We start from the raw sequence: 14,906 nt of genomic DNA, 5'->3' as shown, positions 1-14,906 counted from the left end.
GGGTGCCCGCACCGACGCCCGAGCAGGCGCTCCCGTCCGATGCGGCGCGCGGAGGCACAAGGGACGGCGCGGGCGAGATCGTGCCGGAGTCCGGTGCGCGGCAGGCGGAGACTGTGCCGGAGCCCGGCGACGTGTCGCAGGCCGCAGCCGTGCCCGCGCCCGTCGGCGCTGGCGCACCACCCGTGGCCGGGCCCGCAGTGGGCGGTTCCGGGCGGGAGCCGGGCAAGGTGCTGCTGGCCCGGGTGGTGGCGGCCGTGGCCGGCGGGGTGGCGCTGTTCGCCGCGTTCCCGCCGCTCGGCTGGTGGCTGTGCGCCCCCCTCGGCATCGGGCTGATCGTCGGCTCCCTCTACGGCACCCGCCCCAAGCGCGCCGCCTGGATCGGCTACCTGAGCGCCGCGGTGTTCCTCTTCCCCGCCCTGGCCTGGGTGCGCGCCATCGGCGACGACGTCTGGTTCATGCTGGTCGGCACGGAATGCCTGTTCTACGCCGCCATGGCCGCCCTGGCCGCGCTGGTGTTCAGGCTGCGCGCGTGGCCGCTGTGGTTCGGCGGCCTGTGGGTGGCCATGGAGTGGGCCCGCGGCCTGGTGCCCATCGGTGGTTTCCCCTGGGCGCGGGTGGCCTTCAGCCAGGGCGAGTCGCTGTTCACCTCCTACGCCGCGCTCGGCGGCGCGCCGCTGGTGTCGTTCGCCGTCGCCCTGTGCGGCGCCCTCATGGCCCACGCCGTCCTGGTACGCCCGGCGGCCCGGCCATGGCACAGAGCCCTCCCGCTGGCGATGGCCCTGGCCGTGCCGGTGTTGAGCTTCGCGGTGCCGCGGCCCGGCGACGAGGGGCGTACCGTCAACATCGGCATCGTGCAGGGGAACGTCCCGGGCCGGGGCATGTACGCCCTCGGCGACGAGCCCGCCGTTGTCCTGAAAAATCATGCCAACGAGACGAAGCGCCTGGCCCAGGCCGTACGCGACGGCAAGCTCCCCAAGCCCGATCTGGTCGTCCTGCCGGAGAACTCCACCGACATCGACCCCTACCGCGACGAGACCGCCCGGGAGATCATCCAGGACTCGGTCCGCGACGTCGGCGTGCCCACGCTCGTCGGAGCCGTCGCGTCGATCGGCGAGGAGCATCGCGCCACCCGCAGCCTGGTGTGGGACCCGGTGACCGGCGCGGGCGACTACTACGACAAGCAGCACCTGGTGCCGTTCGGCGAGTACACGCCGTTCAAGGAGATCGTGCTGGCGCTGTGGGAGCGGGCAAGCCTGGTCGGCAGGCAGTCGATCGCCGGCGACAAGCCGGGCGACCTGAAGATGGGCCCGGTCACGATCGGCGCGGTCAACTGCTACGAGGTGGCCTATGACGACACCGTACGCGGCACCGTACGCGCCGGGGGGACTCCCCTCGTGGTGCAGACCAACAACGCCACCTACGCCCTGTCCAACCTGCCGCCGCAGCAGCTGGCCATGTCGCAGCTGCGCGCCGTCGAGCACAACAGGGCCGTCGTGACCGCCGCCACCACCGGGATCTCGGCATTCGTCACGCCCGACGGTAAGGTCTCCTGGCAGACCCGCGAACTGGTCGCGGACATGAACGTGGTGAAGGTGCCCGTACGCACCCAGGAAACGATCGCCACCAAGGTGGGAGCTCTTCCTGAGTGGGCATTGATGGTGATGGGAGTGGCGGCCGCCGGAGTCGTCGCATGGCGTGGCAGGCGGCGAGGCGACCGGATGAGGAGCGACTGACCATGGAGAGTCTCGGCCGGGTGCTCGTCGTCGTACCGACCTACAACGAGCGCGACAATCTGCCGGCGATCGTCGAGCGCGTCCGCGCCGCCGTGCCGGACGCCCACGTGCTCGTGGCCGACGACAACAGCCCCGACGGCACCGGCGAGGTCGCCGACGGGCTCGCCGCCGGCGACGACCACGTGCACGTCCTGCACCGGCCCGGCAAGCAGGGCCTCGGCGCGGCCTACATCGCCGGGTTCCGGTGGGGGCTGGACGAAGGCTACGACGTGCTGGTGGAGATGGATGCCGACGGCTCGCACCAGCCCGAGGAGCTGCCCAAGCTGCTCGAGGCGGTGGCCGACGGCGCCGACCTGGCGATCGGGTCCCGCTACGTGCCGGGCGGCAAGGTGGTCAACTGGCCGCACCGGCGCGAGCTGCTGTCCAAGGGCGCCAACGTCTACACGCGCGTCATGCTCGGCCTCCCGGTACGCGACGCGACCGCCGGGTTCCGCGCCTACCGCGCCGCCACCCTGGAGAAGGTGGGCCTGTCCGGCGTGGAGTCGCAGGGCTACTGCTTCCAGGTCGATCTGACGCTGCGCACGTCCAGGCACGGGCTGCGGGTGGTGGAGGTGCCGATCACGTTCGTGGAGCGGACGGTGGGCAAGAGCAAGATGAACGGCAAGGTCATGTCCGAGGCGCTGTGGCGCATCGGCCTGTGGGGCGTCACCGGCCTGCCCAAGCGCCTGCGCGGCAAAGGCGAGCGAGGATAGGAACGTACGCGGGCCGCCGCGCGTTGTTCGTGGCGTACACGCGTGCGGAATCGAGGAAACAATGCGGCTCCTGCTCTTCCTGGCCTTCCTGGTCGTCCCCATCCTGGAGATCTGGCTGCTCATCCAGGTCGGGTCCGTGATCGGCGGGCCCGCGACGGTGGCCTTGCTCATCGCCGACAGCCTGCTGGGCGCCTGGATCGTGCGCCGCGAGGGGCGCCGGGCCTGGCGGGCGCTCCAGGAGGCGCTGCAGTCCGGCCGGATGCCCGACCGCGAGCTGGCCGACGGCGGCCTGATCCTGGTGGGCGGCGCGCTGCTGCTGACGCCGGGTTTCTTCACCGACGTGTTCGGGTTCCTGTGCGTGCTGCCGTTCACCCGGCCGATGATGCGCCGCCTGGGCGCGTGGTTCTTCGAGCGCAGGGTCAAGAAGCTCGCGGCGTCTTCGCCGTACGCGAACCTCTTCCCGCCCGGCCCCGGCTCCCAGGCCCGCCCCGACGCCGGCGGCCGGGTCGTGCACGGAGAGGTCATCCGCGAGGACCGCGACTCCTAGCCCACACGCGTGGGCTGATGCCCCTGGGAACCCTGGGGCGAAACGCAGGGACCTGGCCTGGCCGCGTTCGCGCAGTGCTGTCACCCGCAGACTCTGCGGCGACTTCGCTGGGCGAACGCCCGGCTGAAGGAGTCGGCGCCCCCAGGCACCGCTCAGCTGACGGCGCCCGATCCCAGGGCGGGCAATAAGGGACCCCCGGGCGTTCCAGCCCAGGGGTCGTACCGTGAGAGAAGCTCAGGCGCTCTTACGACGCTGGGCCCGCAGGACTGCGAGCCGCTCGTTGAGCACCTCCTCAAGGTCCTCGATGGATCGCCGTTCCAGGAGCATGTCCCAGTGCGTCCTCGGTGGCTTCGTCTTCTTCGATTCCGGCTGCTCGCCGTCCACGCGTACCGCGGTCGCGCCGCACATGCGGCACTCCCAGGTCGAGGGAATCTCGGCCTCAGCGGCAAGCGGAACCTCGAAGCGATGGCCCTTAGGACAGGTGTAGGACACCTCCTGGCGTGGGGCCAGATCCGTGTTACGGTCGTTCTCGTAGCTGGTTGCCCCGAGCCGGGTGCCACGAAGCGCGCGCTCGCCCATGTTTAAATGCCTCCTACAGGGCCCCCTTGCGTGGGGGGTCTGTCTCCCACGGTGTCTAACGCTTGGTACCGTGATGGGATTCCCACCTGCGAGGTGATCCAATCGCGCTTGGGACGTCGGTTCTTCCCGCGGCCCCCGATTCTCGCCGCATTTCAGGGGTTCACGCGATTAAGGTGATCTGAGAGTTCCCGGTCGTCACACCGCGTGACGCACGTCCCCGATCGCGACGGGCTCCCGCCGCCGCCCGGTGGCCAGGGACACCGCCAGCCAGAGGCCGCCGATCATGATGAGGGCGCCGTGCGCGATCCGCAGCGAGTACGGGCCGAAGAACTGCGGGATGAACAGCGCGAATCCGAGCGCCAGCGCCGTCCCGCTCCACCTGTGCAGCGTGCCGGAGCGCCACACCGAGACCGCCGCCATGACTGCCCCGGCGCCGAGCAGTGCGAGCCCGGCGGCGAACATGCTGACCGCGACGGGCCCATACCTGAACTCCTGCGCCAGCTCCATCAGCGCGGGTGCCTGGTCACGCAGGGAGCGCTGGGCGATCACGTTCAGCCCGAAGTCCTCCGCCCCGTAGTACGGCAGCGTCAGGCCGGTACCGATCGACGTGACCACCGCCGCGCGCAGGGAGAGCCGGTCGCCGAGCGCTTGGTGCAGGCCGAGCATGGCCGGCCCGAGCAGGACGAAGCCGAGCATCGCGGCGGCGTGCCCGGCGACCCAGGCGGTGGCGGCCATGGCGACGGCGTCGTCGCCGGAGGGGCGGATCACCGGGTAGAGCAGGAACAGGATGCCGCTCGCGGCGAAGGCGGCGGAGGTCAGTCGGGGGCCCATCAATGCTCCTAGAGAGTGCGTCGCTCCTTTGTGAGAGCAATGCTCTCGTCATGGCGTGCCGATGTCAAGATCAGTGCTCTCTCTTTGGAGCGGCGACCGCCCATAGGGCCTTCACCCCGGTCGTCACCTGCCCGCACTGCGGTGGCGAGGCCACAGCGGACACGGTGACGGCCGTCCGCGGCCCCGGCGCGGCCCAGGGCCCGGGCACGATGTTGCCAGCCGCCTCGTCCTGATCAGATCGTGTCGGGCACCTCGTTGCCCGCGTCGCGGATGGCCTTGGGCAGGTTGACGAGGGCCAGCAGCACGAACCCGATCACGAAGAAGATGATCATGGAAACGATGGCGATGCGGTAGCTGTTGGTGAGCTGCAGCGCGATCGTGATCGTCAGCCCGCCGATGAACGCCGACCCCTTGTCGCTGATCTGCAGCAGGCTGAAGTATTCCGCCTCCCGCCCCTTCGGGATCACCTGCGAGAACAGCGACCGCGACAGCGCCTGCGTGCCGCCCAGCACGATCGCGATCGCGAACGCCATCAGGTAGAACTGCAGCGCCTGCCCCTCGGCCACGAACAGGGCCGCGATCACGATCGCGGTCCACAGCACCAGGCTCGCCAGCACCGTCCGCTTGGTGCCGAATCGGCGGGCCAGCCCGCCCAGCAGCAGCGCCCCGAAGAACGCCACGAACTGCACCATGAGGATCGCGGAGATCTGCACCGTCTGTGACAGCTTGAGAGCCTCGGAGGCGAAGGCCGCGCTGTTACCGATGACCGTCTGGATGCCGTCGTTGTACACCAGGTACGCCACCAGGAAGAGCAGCGTCAGCGGATATTTGCGCAGCTCGGCCAGGGTGCGGCCGAGCTGGCGGAAGCTGCCGCCGACCGAGCGCAGCGCGGTGGTCTCGTGCGCGGGCACGGGCCGGTTGCGCAGCCGCAGCAGCGGCACGATCGTGAACGTCGCCCACCACAGCCCGGCCGAGAGCAGGCTGATGCGCACCGCCATGCCCTGGGTCAGGCCCATGCTCTCGTGCTGCAGGAACAACGCCAGGTTGAGGGCCAGCAGCAGGCCGCCGCCGAGATAGCCGATGGCCCAGCCGCGCGAGGACACCCGGTCGCGCTCGGCCGGGCTGGAGATCTGCGGCAGGAACGAGTCGTACACCACGATCGAGCAGCCGTAGGCCAGGTTGGCCAGCACGAACAGCACGCCGCCCAGCATGTAGCGGTCGCCCTCGACGAAGTAGAGCCCCATCGTGGCCAGCGCGCCGGCGTAGGCGAAGCCGCCGAGCATCTCGCGCTTGCGGCCGGTGTGGTCGGCCAGCGCGCCCACGATCGGCAGCACGATGATCTGCAGGAACACCGCGATCGTCAGCATCAGCCCGAAGAACGCGGCCGGCCTGATGTCGGCGCCGAACACGTCGACGTAGCCGAGCCCCGGATTTTCGGCGGCCAGCATGTCGAAGTTGCTCACGCACGTGTCGGCGGGCACGTTCGGGAAGTCCTTGGCGCAGGCCGCGGTCTTGGCGACCGGGATGATGTAGGGGCCGAGGAAGACCGAGATGACCGTGGTGTAGAAGGCGGAGTTGGCCCAGTCGTAGATGTACCAGCCGCGCTGCTCGCGCCGGCGCGCTGCGGGGGAGTCGTCGAGGGCCACGGGGGGGTGAGGACTGTTCATTGAGGAGGGCATTCCTATGTATGGGCTCGCTTGAGTAAGTGTTTGCGTTGACAGACAGATACCATGTCTGTACGCTGTGTAGCGACCTGGGGTGCGTTAGTGCGGCGCCAGCTTTCGGGGCCCCCGTTCCACCGGAGAGATGGTCCGGGGCCTCCCCACTGCCTCTGGCCGCGCCAACATGGCCAGGTCGCAGGGAACCCGCCGCCCTGGATCGGACCGCACGCCGGACGTGCGTCGCCGCCTGGGGTTGAACGTGGGGGACCAGTGCGCCCAAGACCGTTCGGGGCGTGCCGCTGCGCGGGACTCACTCCTGCTCAGTGTTGAGGGACGGTGCGGGTACGGGCATGGTTCCCTCCTAGGCGGCCATTCGGCTGGCCGGTCGTGTCGCTGTGGATGTGGCCGGGCGGCCGGGCTGTCAGGTGGGTGTCATGCCGCCAGGCTGCCTGGATGCCATTGGCCGCGCCGTTTGAGCACCTCGCGCAGGCCGGTGACGTTGTCGGTCATGATTGACGAACTTCCTGTTCTCGCAGGTAGCCGGTCAAATGTGAGTGTCGTGTCCATGACCTTACAATGATCGCCTTCCACGAGAGAGGACTCAACCCATGACCCAGCAGGGCCGTGGAACCATCAAGAAGGTACAGGGCAACGGCAAGCCGTGTCCTCACGCCGGCAAGGCGTGTCCGTGTAAGTGGCGGCTCCAGTACCAGGACGAGGACGGCCGGCAGCGAGAGCGCCGGTTCCCGACCAAGCGCGACGCGCAGGACTTCCAGACCGCCGTGGATGATGCCAAGCGCCGGCGCGGGGCAATCCCTGGCTACCTCTCGCGAGGCGCAGGACCGACCGTCGCCGACTACATGACGGCCTACCTCGACGACCGGATCGAACAGGAGAACCTCGCCCCCACGACCATCAGGGCGCACCGAGGGCGGATCAAGAACTACATCGTCCCCCGCTGGGGCAGCAACCGTGTTAAGGGCATTACGCAAGCGAATATGCTTACCTGGCAGCGAGAGCTGGAGGAACAGAAGGTCTCGCCCGGTGAAGTTCAGAGCATCATCGGAACCCTCATGGGCGGCATGATGCGTAAAGCCGTCGACGAGGCCATCCGCCCGGACAGCCCGGTGACGGGTCTGAGGTTCACTGAGTACAAGCCCCAGCCGAGGTACCTGCCGACCGCCGAGGAGATCCATGCCCTGGCCGACTCGATCGACCCGCGGTTCAGGCTCTCCATCTTCCTGATGGCCGGGCTCGGCATGCGGGAGGGTGAGACGATCGGGACCGACACGTCCTGCGTAATGGGGGACCACTTCCGGCTCGCCAGGCAGTGGACGCCGTATGGGGCGTGGAGGCCTCTGAAGAACAAGCGGGAAGGCGATTGGCGGGACCTGCCCCTCGCTGATCTCGTGCGCGACGAGCTGGAGCGGCATCTGCGCGACTTCGGGGTGGGGGCGTCGGGGCTGTTCTTCCCAGGCGGCAGGCCGGACTTCCCGATCGCTCGGACGAACTACACGCAGCGGTTCAATGTGGCAAGGGCGCGGATCGGGCGGGAGGAGATCGAGCCGCACTGCCTGCGCCATTTCTTCGCCACGCACTCGATCATCGGCAGTGTGGACCTGGCCACCGTGTCGGTATGGCTGGGGCACACGGACGTGCAGACCACCTTCAAGTACTACTTCCACTTGATCCCTGAGCAGTCTCTCAAGGCGGCGTCAGTGATCAACGGCGCGCTCGCGGTCTGAAAGGCGGCAGAGCGTCAAACAGCCCCGAGATCTTCTCTTGGGGCTGTTTGGCTGGGGTGGGTGCTCCTACGCCGCCTGCGATCGCACCCAGGCGTCCAACTCGTGTTGGTAGGCGCGCAGCTCTCCACCAACCCGGTAGAGCATGCCGCCCTGCCGGCGGAAGGATTTGTACACCCACTGAGGGCTCTTATCGAGGTAGTCGGCGACCGCTTCCACGGTGAGCAGCTTGGAAGGGGAGCTTTCGGGTCGTCGCATGGGTGAACTGTAGTGGTCTTTGGTCATCTGGCGTAAGCGTTAGTGCTTTTTTACCGCACAAACGATCTTGTCTGTGTGGGTCTCTGTCGTGTCGATCTTGTCGCGCGTCTCCCGGGGGTCTCGGTGCTCGACGTTGCGTCTTGGTGTGGATCTGAGAGCGTCGCACGCACACCTGTGCGTCGCGTATCGGTCGCGGGGGTGCGTCGTGGATGATCTTGGGCGTTGCGCAACGTGTGCATTAAGTCGTTCAAATCGTTGACTTGCGTGCAAATACAGCTAGGCTGGGTTCAGTGTCACAAACCAAGATCCAAGAGCGTGTGACAAGCGGAAACGCCCCCCGAAAACCCCCAGGAGCCGCCTTGAGCGCAGCCCCAGCCTTGGTTGCAACGGTCATCTGCGCCGACCAGCTCGCCGCCGACGAACCCGCCGCCATCCTCGCAATCAAGGGCGGCAGCGACCCCGCCTACTACTGTCCCTCCTGCTTCTGGCGGCAGGACAACGGCATGTACTTCTGGGCTGCCGAGGACGGCCAGCCGCCCGCCTGCCCCCACTGCGGCGACGATCTGCACGCCATGACCTACTGCTCGTTGCATGACCGCGCGGACTGCCGCGCATGCTGACGTAAGCACTAACGCTTGCCAAGAAATCCATCCGAAGGGCCAACCAGGAGACCCGCATGCCCACTCCCACGATCGAACAGCAGGAAATCACCGACACCTTCGTCGGAGGCAAGAACCTCGTCATCAACGCAGGTGCCGGCGCAGGAAAGACCAGCACCCTCAAGATGTGCGCCGCCGCTACCCCCAAAGCGAAGGGGCTGTACATCGCCTACAACAAGGCCATCCAGGTGGAAGCCGCCGCTTCGTTCCCGCAGAACGTGACCTGCAAGACCGCGCACGCCCTCGCCTTCGCGGCGGTCGGACGGCGCTTCTTCCGGCGGCTCAAGGCCCCCCGCATGTCGTCGTACCTCGTGGCGAAACTGCTCCACATCAACGAGCCCGTTCGCGTCAACGACGAGGTCATCCTCGCACCCCAGCAGCTCGCCCGCGTCGTCATGGCCACCGTCACCGGATACACCCGCTCCGCCACCCGTGACATCGTCCACCACAACATCGCCAAGCTGGCCGGGCTCGACGACGCCGACACCATGAACGCTCTCGCCGAGGTCGTCCCGCCCATCGCCGTCAAGGCGTGGGCCGACCTCACCAACCCGAATGGCAAGCTGCCCTACTCCCACGACTGCTACCTGAAGATGTGGACGCTGACCAACCCTCAGCTCTCCTACGACTTCGTCCTTCTCGACGAAGCCCAGGACAGCAACCCGCCGATCGTCGAGGTGTTCGAGGGGCAGCGCAACACGCAGAAGGTGATGGTCGGCGACGAGGCGCAGTCCATCTACGGATGGCGCGGCGCGCAGAACGCGATGCGCGAGTTCAACGGAACGCGGTTGACGCTGTCGCAGTCGTTCAGGTTCGGGGAGGCCATCGCCGCGGAGGCCAATCAGTGGCTCAGCATCCTCGACGCGCCGCTGCGCCTACGCGGATTCGAGCTGATCAACTCGCGGATCACCGATTTGGACGAGCCGGAAGCCATCCTGTGCCGCACCAACGCCGAAGCGCTAGTGCAGGCCATGAGCGCGCTCGAAAAGGGCCGCCAGGTCGCGCTGGTCGGCGGCGGCAAGGCGATCCGGTCGCTCGCCGAAGCGGCTCTCCAGCTCCAGGCCGGACGCGGCTGCGACCACCCTGAGCTGTGCGGCTTCCAAACGTGGGGCATGGTGCAGGACTACGTACGGTTCGAGGAGTCCGGCAGCGACCTCGCGCCGATGGTCAACCTCATCGACACCCACGGCGCTGAAAAGATCATTGATGTGGCGGACCAGCTCAACCGCGAGGACCGCGCCGAGCTGACGCTGTCCACAGCGCACAAGGCCAAGGGCCGCGAGTGGAAGCGGGTCAAAATCGCGGGCGACTTCACGGAGCCGAAGCCGAACGACGACGGCGGCCGGGGCAAGATCCGGCCCGACGACGCCATGCTTGCCTACGTCACCGTGACCCGCGCCCAGCACGTCCTCGACCGGGGCGGCCTGGCATGGGTTGACCGCTACCGCCGCTGACGTAAGCAATTTAGATAACCGTATCCGTGGCCCGCTCAGGCTGGGCCGGCATCCGACCAATCCCCTCACAGAGAGGCCCCATCGTGGCCAACCCCAAGCGCCGGCGCATCGCCGTCGTGCTCGACCGCTCCGGATCCATGTACTCGGTCAAGAACGACGCCGAGGGCGGTCTGAAGGTGTTCCTCGCCGACCAGGCGAAGGTCGAGGCGACCACCACCGTGTCGCTCTACCAGTTCGACGACCGGTTCGAGGTCGTCTACGAGAACACGCCGCTCGCGGACGCGCCCGACTTCTCGCTCAAGCCGCGCGGCAGCACCGCGCTGTTCGACGCCATCGGCTTCACGATCGCCCGCGTCGGCGAGCAGATCGGTGCCCTGCCGGACGCGGACAAGCCTGCCGTGGTCCTGATCGTCATCCAGACGGATGGCGAAGAGAACGCATCCCGCGAGTACACCGCCGAGGCGGTCAAGAAGCTCGTCACCCTCATGGAGTCCACCGCCGGATGGGTGTTCGTCTTCCTGTCTACGCAGATGGACGCCTTCGACGTTGCCGACAGCGTCGGCATCCAGCGCGCCCGCACCGTCCACTACGGCGGGGACCGCACCGAAGAGTCTCTGTCCACCGCGAGCGGCATGGTGGCACGCGGCAGCCGGACGGGCGACTACAGCTTCACCAACGACGAGCGGGACGCTACCCAGGGTGGAGGCCAGACATGACCACTGACCTGACGCCCGGCATTGTGCTGCGCCGCGCTGGCGAAGTCATCACCACGAACGGTCGCTACGTCGGCAGCTACCACGACTGGAAGGCAGAGGCTCGGGACGTTCCGGCCGAGCAGTGCGCGGTGTGCATCGTCGGAGCCATCAACATCGCGGCGGGGCTGAGGCCCGACATGGCCTGGCCGGAGGAACGGCCCGGTATCGGCGCAAAGGTCCGTGTCGCTCGTTCGGCTGGCCGAGCGCTCGCTGACGTGATCGGCGGCTACGACGGGCGGGACAACACGCTGATCGGGTTCCTCGCCGACTGGCACGACGGACGCAGGAGCTTCCCGACGCCGACCGACGCAGAGGTCCTGGCGAAGGTCGCCGAGGCGGCGGACCTCGCAGACAGCCGCTGAATCCACACCACGACGGCCCGGCGACGTGCCGGGCCGCTATCCCTCACCCCGAAAGGACCTGATCACCCATGCACAACGGCCAGCACGGCAACTGCACTCATTGCCGGACGGTGCGGGAGCGCCGCAGCCGCAGCCACCCGCCTGCCTCGCCCACCCGCCGGACCGGGAGCGACGTAGAGGGCGGCGGCGTCCCGTTCGTTGAGATCGAGCCGGACGGCGACATCAACATCGGCGGCGTCGAGGTCTTCGACGCCGACACCGGCTGGGCCGGGTCCGACGACTCGTCCGGCGGCGACTGGTAGCCGCCCCTGATCGTGGCGGCTCGGACCCTTCCCCGGCCGGGCCGCCACCCCATCCCCACCCGACCTGTAAGGAGAACCATGTCCACCGACCCGATCAGCCATGAGATGAAGCTTGTCGCCGTTGCCATCAACGGCGAGCACCAATCCGCCATCACGCGGGACGACCTTGTGGCCATCAACACCCTTCAGGAAGTCGCCGTCGCCGTCGCAGCCGTGGTGTTTCCGCCGACGCGCGAACGCAGCGTCGAAGAGGCCCAGCAGCTCAAGGCGCGGTTCGTCGGCATGTGCCTGGTGACCGTCACCATCGAGATCGTCTGATGTTCGGCGACCACATCCACACGGTGCACCGCAACCGCACCGAGCCGCTCGAAGATGACGAACACGGCGTACTGCGCATCATCCAGCGTGGCCGCTTCTCGATCACCACGCGGGACATGGTGCACGCCGAGTTCTACACGGTGGGCGGCAAGTATGGCCAGGTGTGCAAGGCGCTGCGGGAGAGCGGCTACTACACGCGCGGCCAGTGGCTGACCGGCAAGGTCTCCACCACGCCGCGTCACGAAACGATCGAGGCCGCCCTGCGGGCCGCGCTCGACGAGCTTGAGACGCCAGCGTGAACGCGCACGACATCGACCCCGCGTGGCTGGAGCAGGCCAAACGCGCCCACGACCTGCTCACCCGGCACGGCTACGTCATCACCAACGCGCTGCGCTGCCACGCCGAGCACATGAGCGAGGCATCCGGCAAGGCCCAGGCGGGCCACGAGCAGGGCGACCACGGCCCACTCATCACCAACTACGGCTTGAAGGTCGCCGCAGGTCTGCTGAGTCACACCGCTGATCTGGAGCGCGAAGTGGCCGACCTGATCAGCCAATGGTCGGAGACGAACCAGTGACGATCACGCCGCCGGAAGCCGCCGCGAGCCGCCCGTTAATCCTGCTCGACGTCGACGGTGTGCTCAACCCGTGGTACCGCCCCGGCCCTGAATGGGAGGTCCATGAAGCTATCGGCCATGACATGACATATCGGGTGGTGCTCAACCCGGCGCATGGGCCGATGCTGCTGGAGTTGGCGCACGACACAGGCAGCGCTCTGGTGTGGGCGACCACGTGGGTGGAGCTCGCGAACCGCGAGATCGGGCCGCGGATCGGCCTTCCGGAACTGCCAGTGATCCCCGTCAATGTCGGCAGAGAGGTGCCTGGCGTTGGTCACAAGACTCCGCAGGTTGCCGAGTACGTCGCCGGACGCCCGTTTGTGTGGTTCGACGACGACCTCACCCGCTCCGACACCAAATTCCTCAAGGGCCACGACGGCGTCGGCAGCTTCCGCATCATCCAGGTCGGCCCGCGCCAAGGGCTGAACGACCGTCATCTCCGCCAGGCCGCGGCCTGGTTCGCCTCCCTCAGCGAGAACGGAACCCCTTCATGACGACCACCCTCACCACCCCGACCACGCCTGCCGTAGGCGACATCGTCACCTCCACCAGGATCGGCCCGGCCGAAATCCTCAACGTCCGCGAGAACGGCGCGCTGCTCAAAGCCCGCGCACTCGCCGACAGCTCCACCTGGCACCTGGTCCTCCGTAACGGCAAGTGGACCACCCTCTAGGAAGGAAGAGATCATGTCCCACCCGACCACCATCGCGGAACCCGAACTGAGCAGGCTGCGCGAAGCGGCGCTGTTCTGGGCCGTCCACCAGTACGTCGGCTACCTGCCCAGCCTCTGCGACGCCACCAGCGGCCCTGTCCACGTCCAGGAGGACTGGCGCTGCCGCAGCGGCATGTGCTTCGCCGGCTGGGTGGCCCAGCTCGCGGGGGGGCGAATGGTTCGCCAAGCCCACGTCCGCGTGGCGTGAGTACCTGATCGCGACGGACGACGACCCCGCAGGCTACGTCGAACGGGCAGGTGGATTCGACCGCGCCGACGCAACCGTCATCCACGTCGCCTACCGGGCAGCCCGCCTGCTCGGGCTCCCCATCCAGGGCGCGACGAACCACCGCCTGTTCAAGGGCGGTAACACCCTCCACGACATCAAGGTCTTCGGCGAGGACATCTTCGGCCCACGTCCGGCCGCTGCTTAGCGCATCCACAACCGTCCGACGCCTCCGAGCTGGCCACCCTGCGCGGGTGACGCCTGGCAGAGCACGCGAAAGACGACACCCACTGCTGGCTCCGTTCGACCGGACGGGGGCCAGCAGTGATGTAAGCAAAACAGCTTGCAAGGAGATTTGGTTTTGAACTGGCAGAACGAACGCCGCGAAGACCTCACCCGCCGCGCCCGAGAAATCATCGACGAGCGCATGGCGGGCGGCCTCGACATCCGCGCCGCCGCCGTGCGGGCCGCCAGCGAGGCCAAGCAAGAAGCGCTCGGCAAGGGCTGGCCGGTCGAGCACGCCGACCACATGGGCTACTTCGTCGCCCAGGTCGGCGCGGAGTACGCGGCCGACCTGATCGCGGCCGACCTCAACAAGGACGAGGCGTTCCGCAATGGCTGAGCGTCACACCCTCAACGACAACGACGAACAGCGGTGGGCCGTCGTCTCGCCCGCCGGCGCGGTCGAGCTGTACCGCATCGGCGGATGGTCATCAGACCTGTACGTTCACACACCCGATCCGGGTGGGTCGGGCAACCTGGGATGCGGGCGTACCTGTCTGTACCTGGGCGGCCCTTGCGTTCGGACGCCGCTGTTCGCCGACACGATGAACCGCGAAGCCGCGGACCACATGGCCGAAAAGTTGGATCCTGGACAGCCTTGCGCCTGTGGTGGGGGCTGTTCTGCGTCTCGCCCGGAACCGGCGCTCCAAGAGGCGTTCGGCCTCTTGGAGTTCTGGCACGAGGAGGAGTTCGGCCCTTCCCTCGTTCCGGCCGGAGGGGCGGCGTGAGCTCCGCGTCCGCGTACGTCCTCCATCCGGACGGCGACCTTTTGAAGGTCAACCTGCCAGACAACGGCCACGACCGGCTCCACACCATGTACAAGGTGCTCGGCTGCTCGTACGTGGACGTCGTCCGCCTCACGGACAACCTCGACATGTGGCTCGACGACATGGGCCTGTACGACAAGACCGTCAACATGCCCGCGACGATGCTCGCGCGACGGTTCGGCAAGGTCTGGCAGCCGTACTTCGGCCCTGTCCTGCTGTGCTCGGTCGACGACGAGGGCAACAGCATCGACCTCACCGAGGACCAGGCGATCGGGCTGCTGACCGCGCTCCTCGACATCTCCGAATCGTGACAAGGGCGAGCCCTGTCTCTATTACCAACTGAAGCTGCC

General features: G+C 67.8%; 22 protein-coding genes. 17 read left to right on the top strand and 5 right to left on the bottom strand.

The genetic code is table 11. From position 1 onward, the window contains the following. The 3 genes from lnt to EJK15_RS60500 form a co-directional block, all read left to right on the top strand. Positions 1 to 1,733, top strand: a 1,733-nt coding sequence (gene lnt, locus EJK15_RS60510; protein ID WP_338089962.1) for an apolipoprotein N-acyltransferase, incomplete at its 5' end; no start/stop codon positions are given. A 2-nt stretch (positions 1,734 to 1,735) separates the two neighbouring features. Then, a complete protein-coding gene (locus EJK15_RS60505) occupies positions 1,736 to 2,485 on the top strand; it encodes a polyprenol monophosphomannose synthase (RefSeq protein WP_138719422.1) in 750 nt (249 codons plus the stop codon). 61 nt (positions 2,486 to 2,546) lie between these two features. After that, on the top strand, positions 2,547 to 3,032 hold the full coding sequence (locus EJK15_RS60500) for an FxsA family protein (RefSeq protein WP_138719421.1): 486 nt from the start codon (positions 2,547 to 2,549) through the stop codon (positions 3,030 to 3,032). Positions 3,033 to 3,266: 234 nt separating this feature from the next. Here the strand turns inward: EJK15_RS60500 and EJK15_RS60495 are convergent, their stop codons facing one another. From EJK15_RS60495 to EJK15_RS76860, 4 genes are all read right to left on the bottom strand, one after another. Then, the gene (locus EJK15_RS60495; protein WP_138719420.1) at positions 3,267 to 3,611 is read right to left on the bottom strand and encodes an RNA polymerase-binding protein RbpA; all 345 of its coding nucleotides are present in this window, start codon (positions 3,609 to 3,611) and stop codon (positions 3,267 to 3,269) included. Positions 3,612 to 3,806: 195 nt separating this feature from the next. Further along, positions 3,807 to 4,442, bottom strand: a complete 636-nt coding sequence (locus EJK15_RS60490; protein ID WP_138719419.1) for a hypothetical protein — start codon at positions 4,440 to 4,442, stop codon at positions 3,807 to 3,809. A gap of 233 nt (positions 4,443 to 4,675) precedes the next feature. Next, positions 4,676 to 6,109: an MFS transporter gene (locus tag EJK15_RS60485; RefSeq protein WP_138719418.1), complete on the bottom strand. Its 1,434-nt coding sequence runs from the start codon at positions 6,107 to 6,109 to the stop codon at positions 4,676 to 4,678. 426 nt (positions 6,110 to 6,535) lie between these two features. Further along, positions 6,536 to 6,670, bottom strand: a complete 135-nt coding sequence (locus EJK15_RS76860; RefSeq protein WP_276615562.1) for a hypothetical protein — start codon at positions 6,668 to 6,670, stop codon at positions 6,536 to 6,538. Positions 6,671 to 6,711: 41 nt separating this feature from the next. Here EJK15_RS76860 and EJK15_RS60480 point away from each other — a divergent pair, with 41 nt between their 5' ends. Further along, a complete protein-coding gene (locus EJK15_RS60480; RefSeq protein ID WP_138719417.1) occupies positions 6,712 to 7,848 on the top strand; it encodes a tyrosine-type recombinase/integrase in 1,137 nt (378 codons plus the stop codon). Between the two features lie 66 nt (positions 7,849 to 7,914). On the opposite strand, the gene EJK15_RS60475 is transcribed toward EJK15_RS60480, so the two are convergent. Further along, positions 7,915 to 8,103: a helix-turn-helix domain-containing protein gene (locus EJK15_RS60475; RefSeq protein WP_171075241.1), complete on the bottom strand. Its 189-nt coding sequence runs from the start codon at positions 8,101 to 8,103 to the stop codon at positions 7,915 to 7,917. A gap of 359 nt (positions 8,104 to 8,462) precedes the next feature. Here EJK15_RS60475 and EJK15_RS60470 point away from each other — a divergent pair, with 359 nt between their 5' ends. The 13 genes from EJK15_RS60470 (at position 8,463) to EJK15_RS72050 (ending at position 14,867) form a co-directional block, all read left to right on the top strand. Then, entirely contained in the window at positions 8,463 to 8,723 is a 261-nt protein-coding gene (locus EJK15_RS60470) for a hypothetical protein (RefSeq protein ID WP_138719415.1), read from the top strand. 56 nt (positions 8,724 to 8,779) lie between these two features. Further along, positions 8,780 to 10,216: a UvrD-helicase domain-containing protein gene (locus EJK15_RS60465; RefSeq protein WP_138719414.1), complete on the top strand. Its 1,437-nt coding sequence runs from the start codon at positions 8,780 to 8,782 to the stop codon at positions 10,214 to 10,216. Between the two features lie 83 nt (positions 10,217 to 10,299). Further along, positions 10,300 to 10,932 carry a vWA domain-containing protein gene (locus EJK15_RS60460; protein WP_138719413.1) on the top strand — a complete coding sequence of 211 codons (633 nt, stop codon included), beginning with the start codon at positions 10,300 to 10,302 and terminating at the stop codon, positions 10,930 to 10,932. Beyond that, positions 10,929 to 11,333 (top strand): DUF6197 family protein, encoded by a 405-nt coding sequence (locus EJK15_RS60455; RefSeq protein WP_138719412.1) that lies wholly within the window; start codon positions 10,929 to 10,931, stop codon positions 11,331 to 11,333. The genes EJK15_RS60460 and EJK15_RS60455 overlap by 4 nt, the downstream gene beginning before the upstream one ends. A 68-nt stretch (positions 11,334 to 11,401) precedes the next feature. Further along, positions 11,402 to 11,635: a hypothetical protein gene (locus EJK15_RS60450; protein WP_138719411.1), complete on the top strand. Its 234-nt coding sequence runs from the start codon at positions 11,402 to 11,404 to the stop codon at positions 11,633 to 11,635. A gap of 78 nt (positions 11,636 to 11,713) precedes the next feature. Beyond that, positions 11,714 to 11,953: a hypothetical protein gene (locus EJK15_RS60445; RefSeq protein WP_138719410.1), complete on the top strand. Its 240-nt coding sequence runs from the start codon at positions 11,714 to 11,716 to the stop codon at positions 11,951 to 11,953. Next, the gene (locus EJK15_RS60440) at positions 11,953 to 12,252 is read left to right on the top strand and encodes a hypothetical protein (RefSeq protein WP_138719409.1); all 300 of its coding nucleotides are present in this window, start codon (positions 11,953 to 11,955) and stop codon (positions 12,250 to 12,252) included. Before EJK15_RS60445 ends, EJK15_RS60440 begins: the two co-directional genes overlap by 1 nt. Beyond that, a complete protein-coding gene (locus tag EJK15_RS60435; RefSeq protein ID WP_138719408.1) occupies positions 12,249 to 12,530 on the top strand; it encodes a hypothetical protein in 282 nt (93 codons plus the stop codon). The genes EJK15_RS60440 and EJK15_RS60435 overlap by 4 nt, the downstream gene beginning before the upstream one ends. After that, a complete protein-coding gene (locus EJK15_RS60430; protein ID WP_206061946.1) occupies positions 12,527 to 13,063 on the top strand; it encodes an HAD domain-containing protein in 537 nt (178 codons plus the stop codon). Before EJK15_RS60435 ends, EJK15_RS60430 begins: the two co-directional genes overlap by 4 nt. Beyond that, positions 13,060 to 13,242 carry a hypothetical protein gene (locus EJK15_RS60425; protein ID WP_138719407.1) on the top strand — a complete coding sequence of 61 codons (183 nt, stop codon included), beginning with the start codon at positions 13,060 to 13,062 and terminating at the stop codon, positions 13,240 to 13,242. The genes EJK15_RS60430 and EJK15_RS60425 overlap by 4 nt, the downstream gene beginning before the upstream one ends. Before the next feature lie 13 nt (positions 13,243 to 13,255). After that, on the top strand, positions 13,256 to 13,489 hold the full coding sequence (locus EJK15_RS60420; RefSeq protein ID WP_138719406.1) for a hypothetical protein: 234 nt from the start codon (positions 13,256 to 13,258) through the stop codon (positions 13,487 to 13,489). Between the two features lie 379 nt (positions 13,490 to 13,868). Continuing rightward, positions 13,869 to 14,129 (top strand): hypothetical protein, encoded by a 261-nt coding sequence (locus EJK15_RS60415; protein ID WP_138719405.1) that lies wholly within the window; start codon positions 13,869 to 13,871, stop codon positions 14,127 to 14,129. Positions 14,130 to 14,513: 384 nt separating this feature from the next. Further along, the gene (locus EJK15_RS72050; protein WP_171075239.1) at positions 14,514 to 14,867 is read left to right on the top strand and encodes a DUF3846 domain-containing protein; all 354 of its coding nucleotides are present in this window, start codon (positions 14,514 to 14,516) and stop codon (positions 14,865 to 14,867) included. Positions 14,868 to 14,906 lie beyond the last annotated feature (39 nt).

The sequence above is a fragment of the Nonomuraea basaltis genome, assembly GCF_005893125.1.
Taxonomy (GTDB): domain Bacteria; phylum Actinomycetota; class Actinomycetes; order Streptosporangiales; family Streptosporangiaceae; genus Nonomuraea; species Nonomuraea basaltis.
Note: the sequence above shows the minus strand (reverse complement) of the source record. Positions and strands in the feature narration are given on the sequence as shown.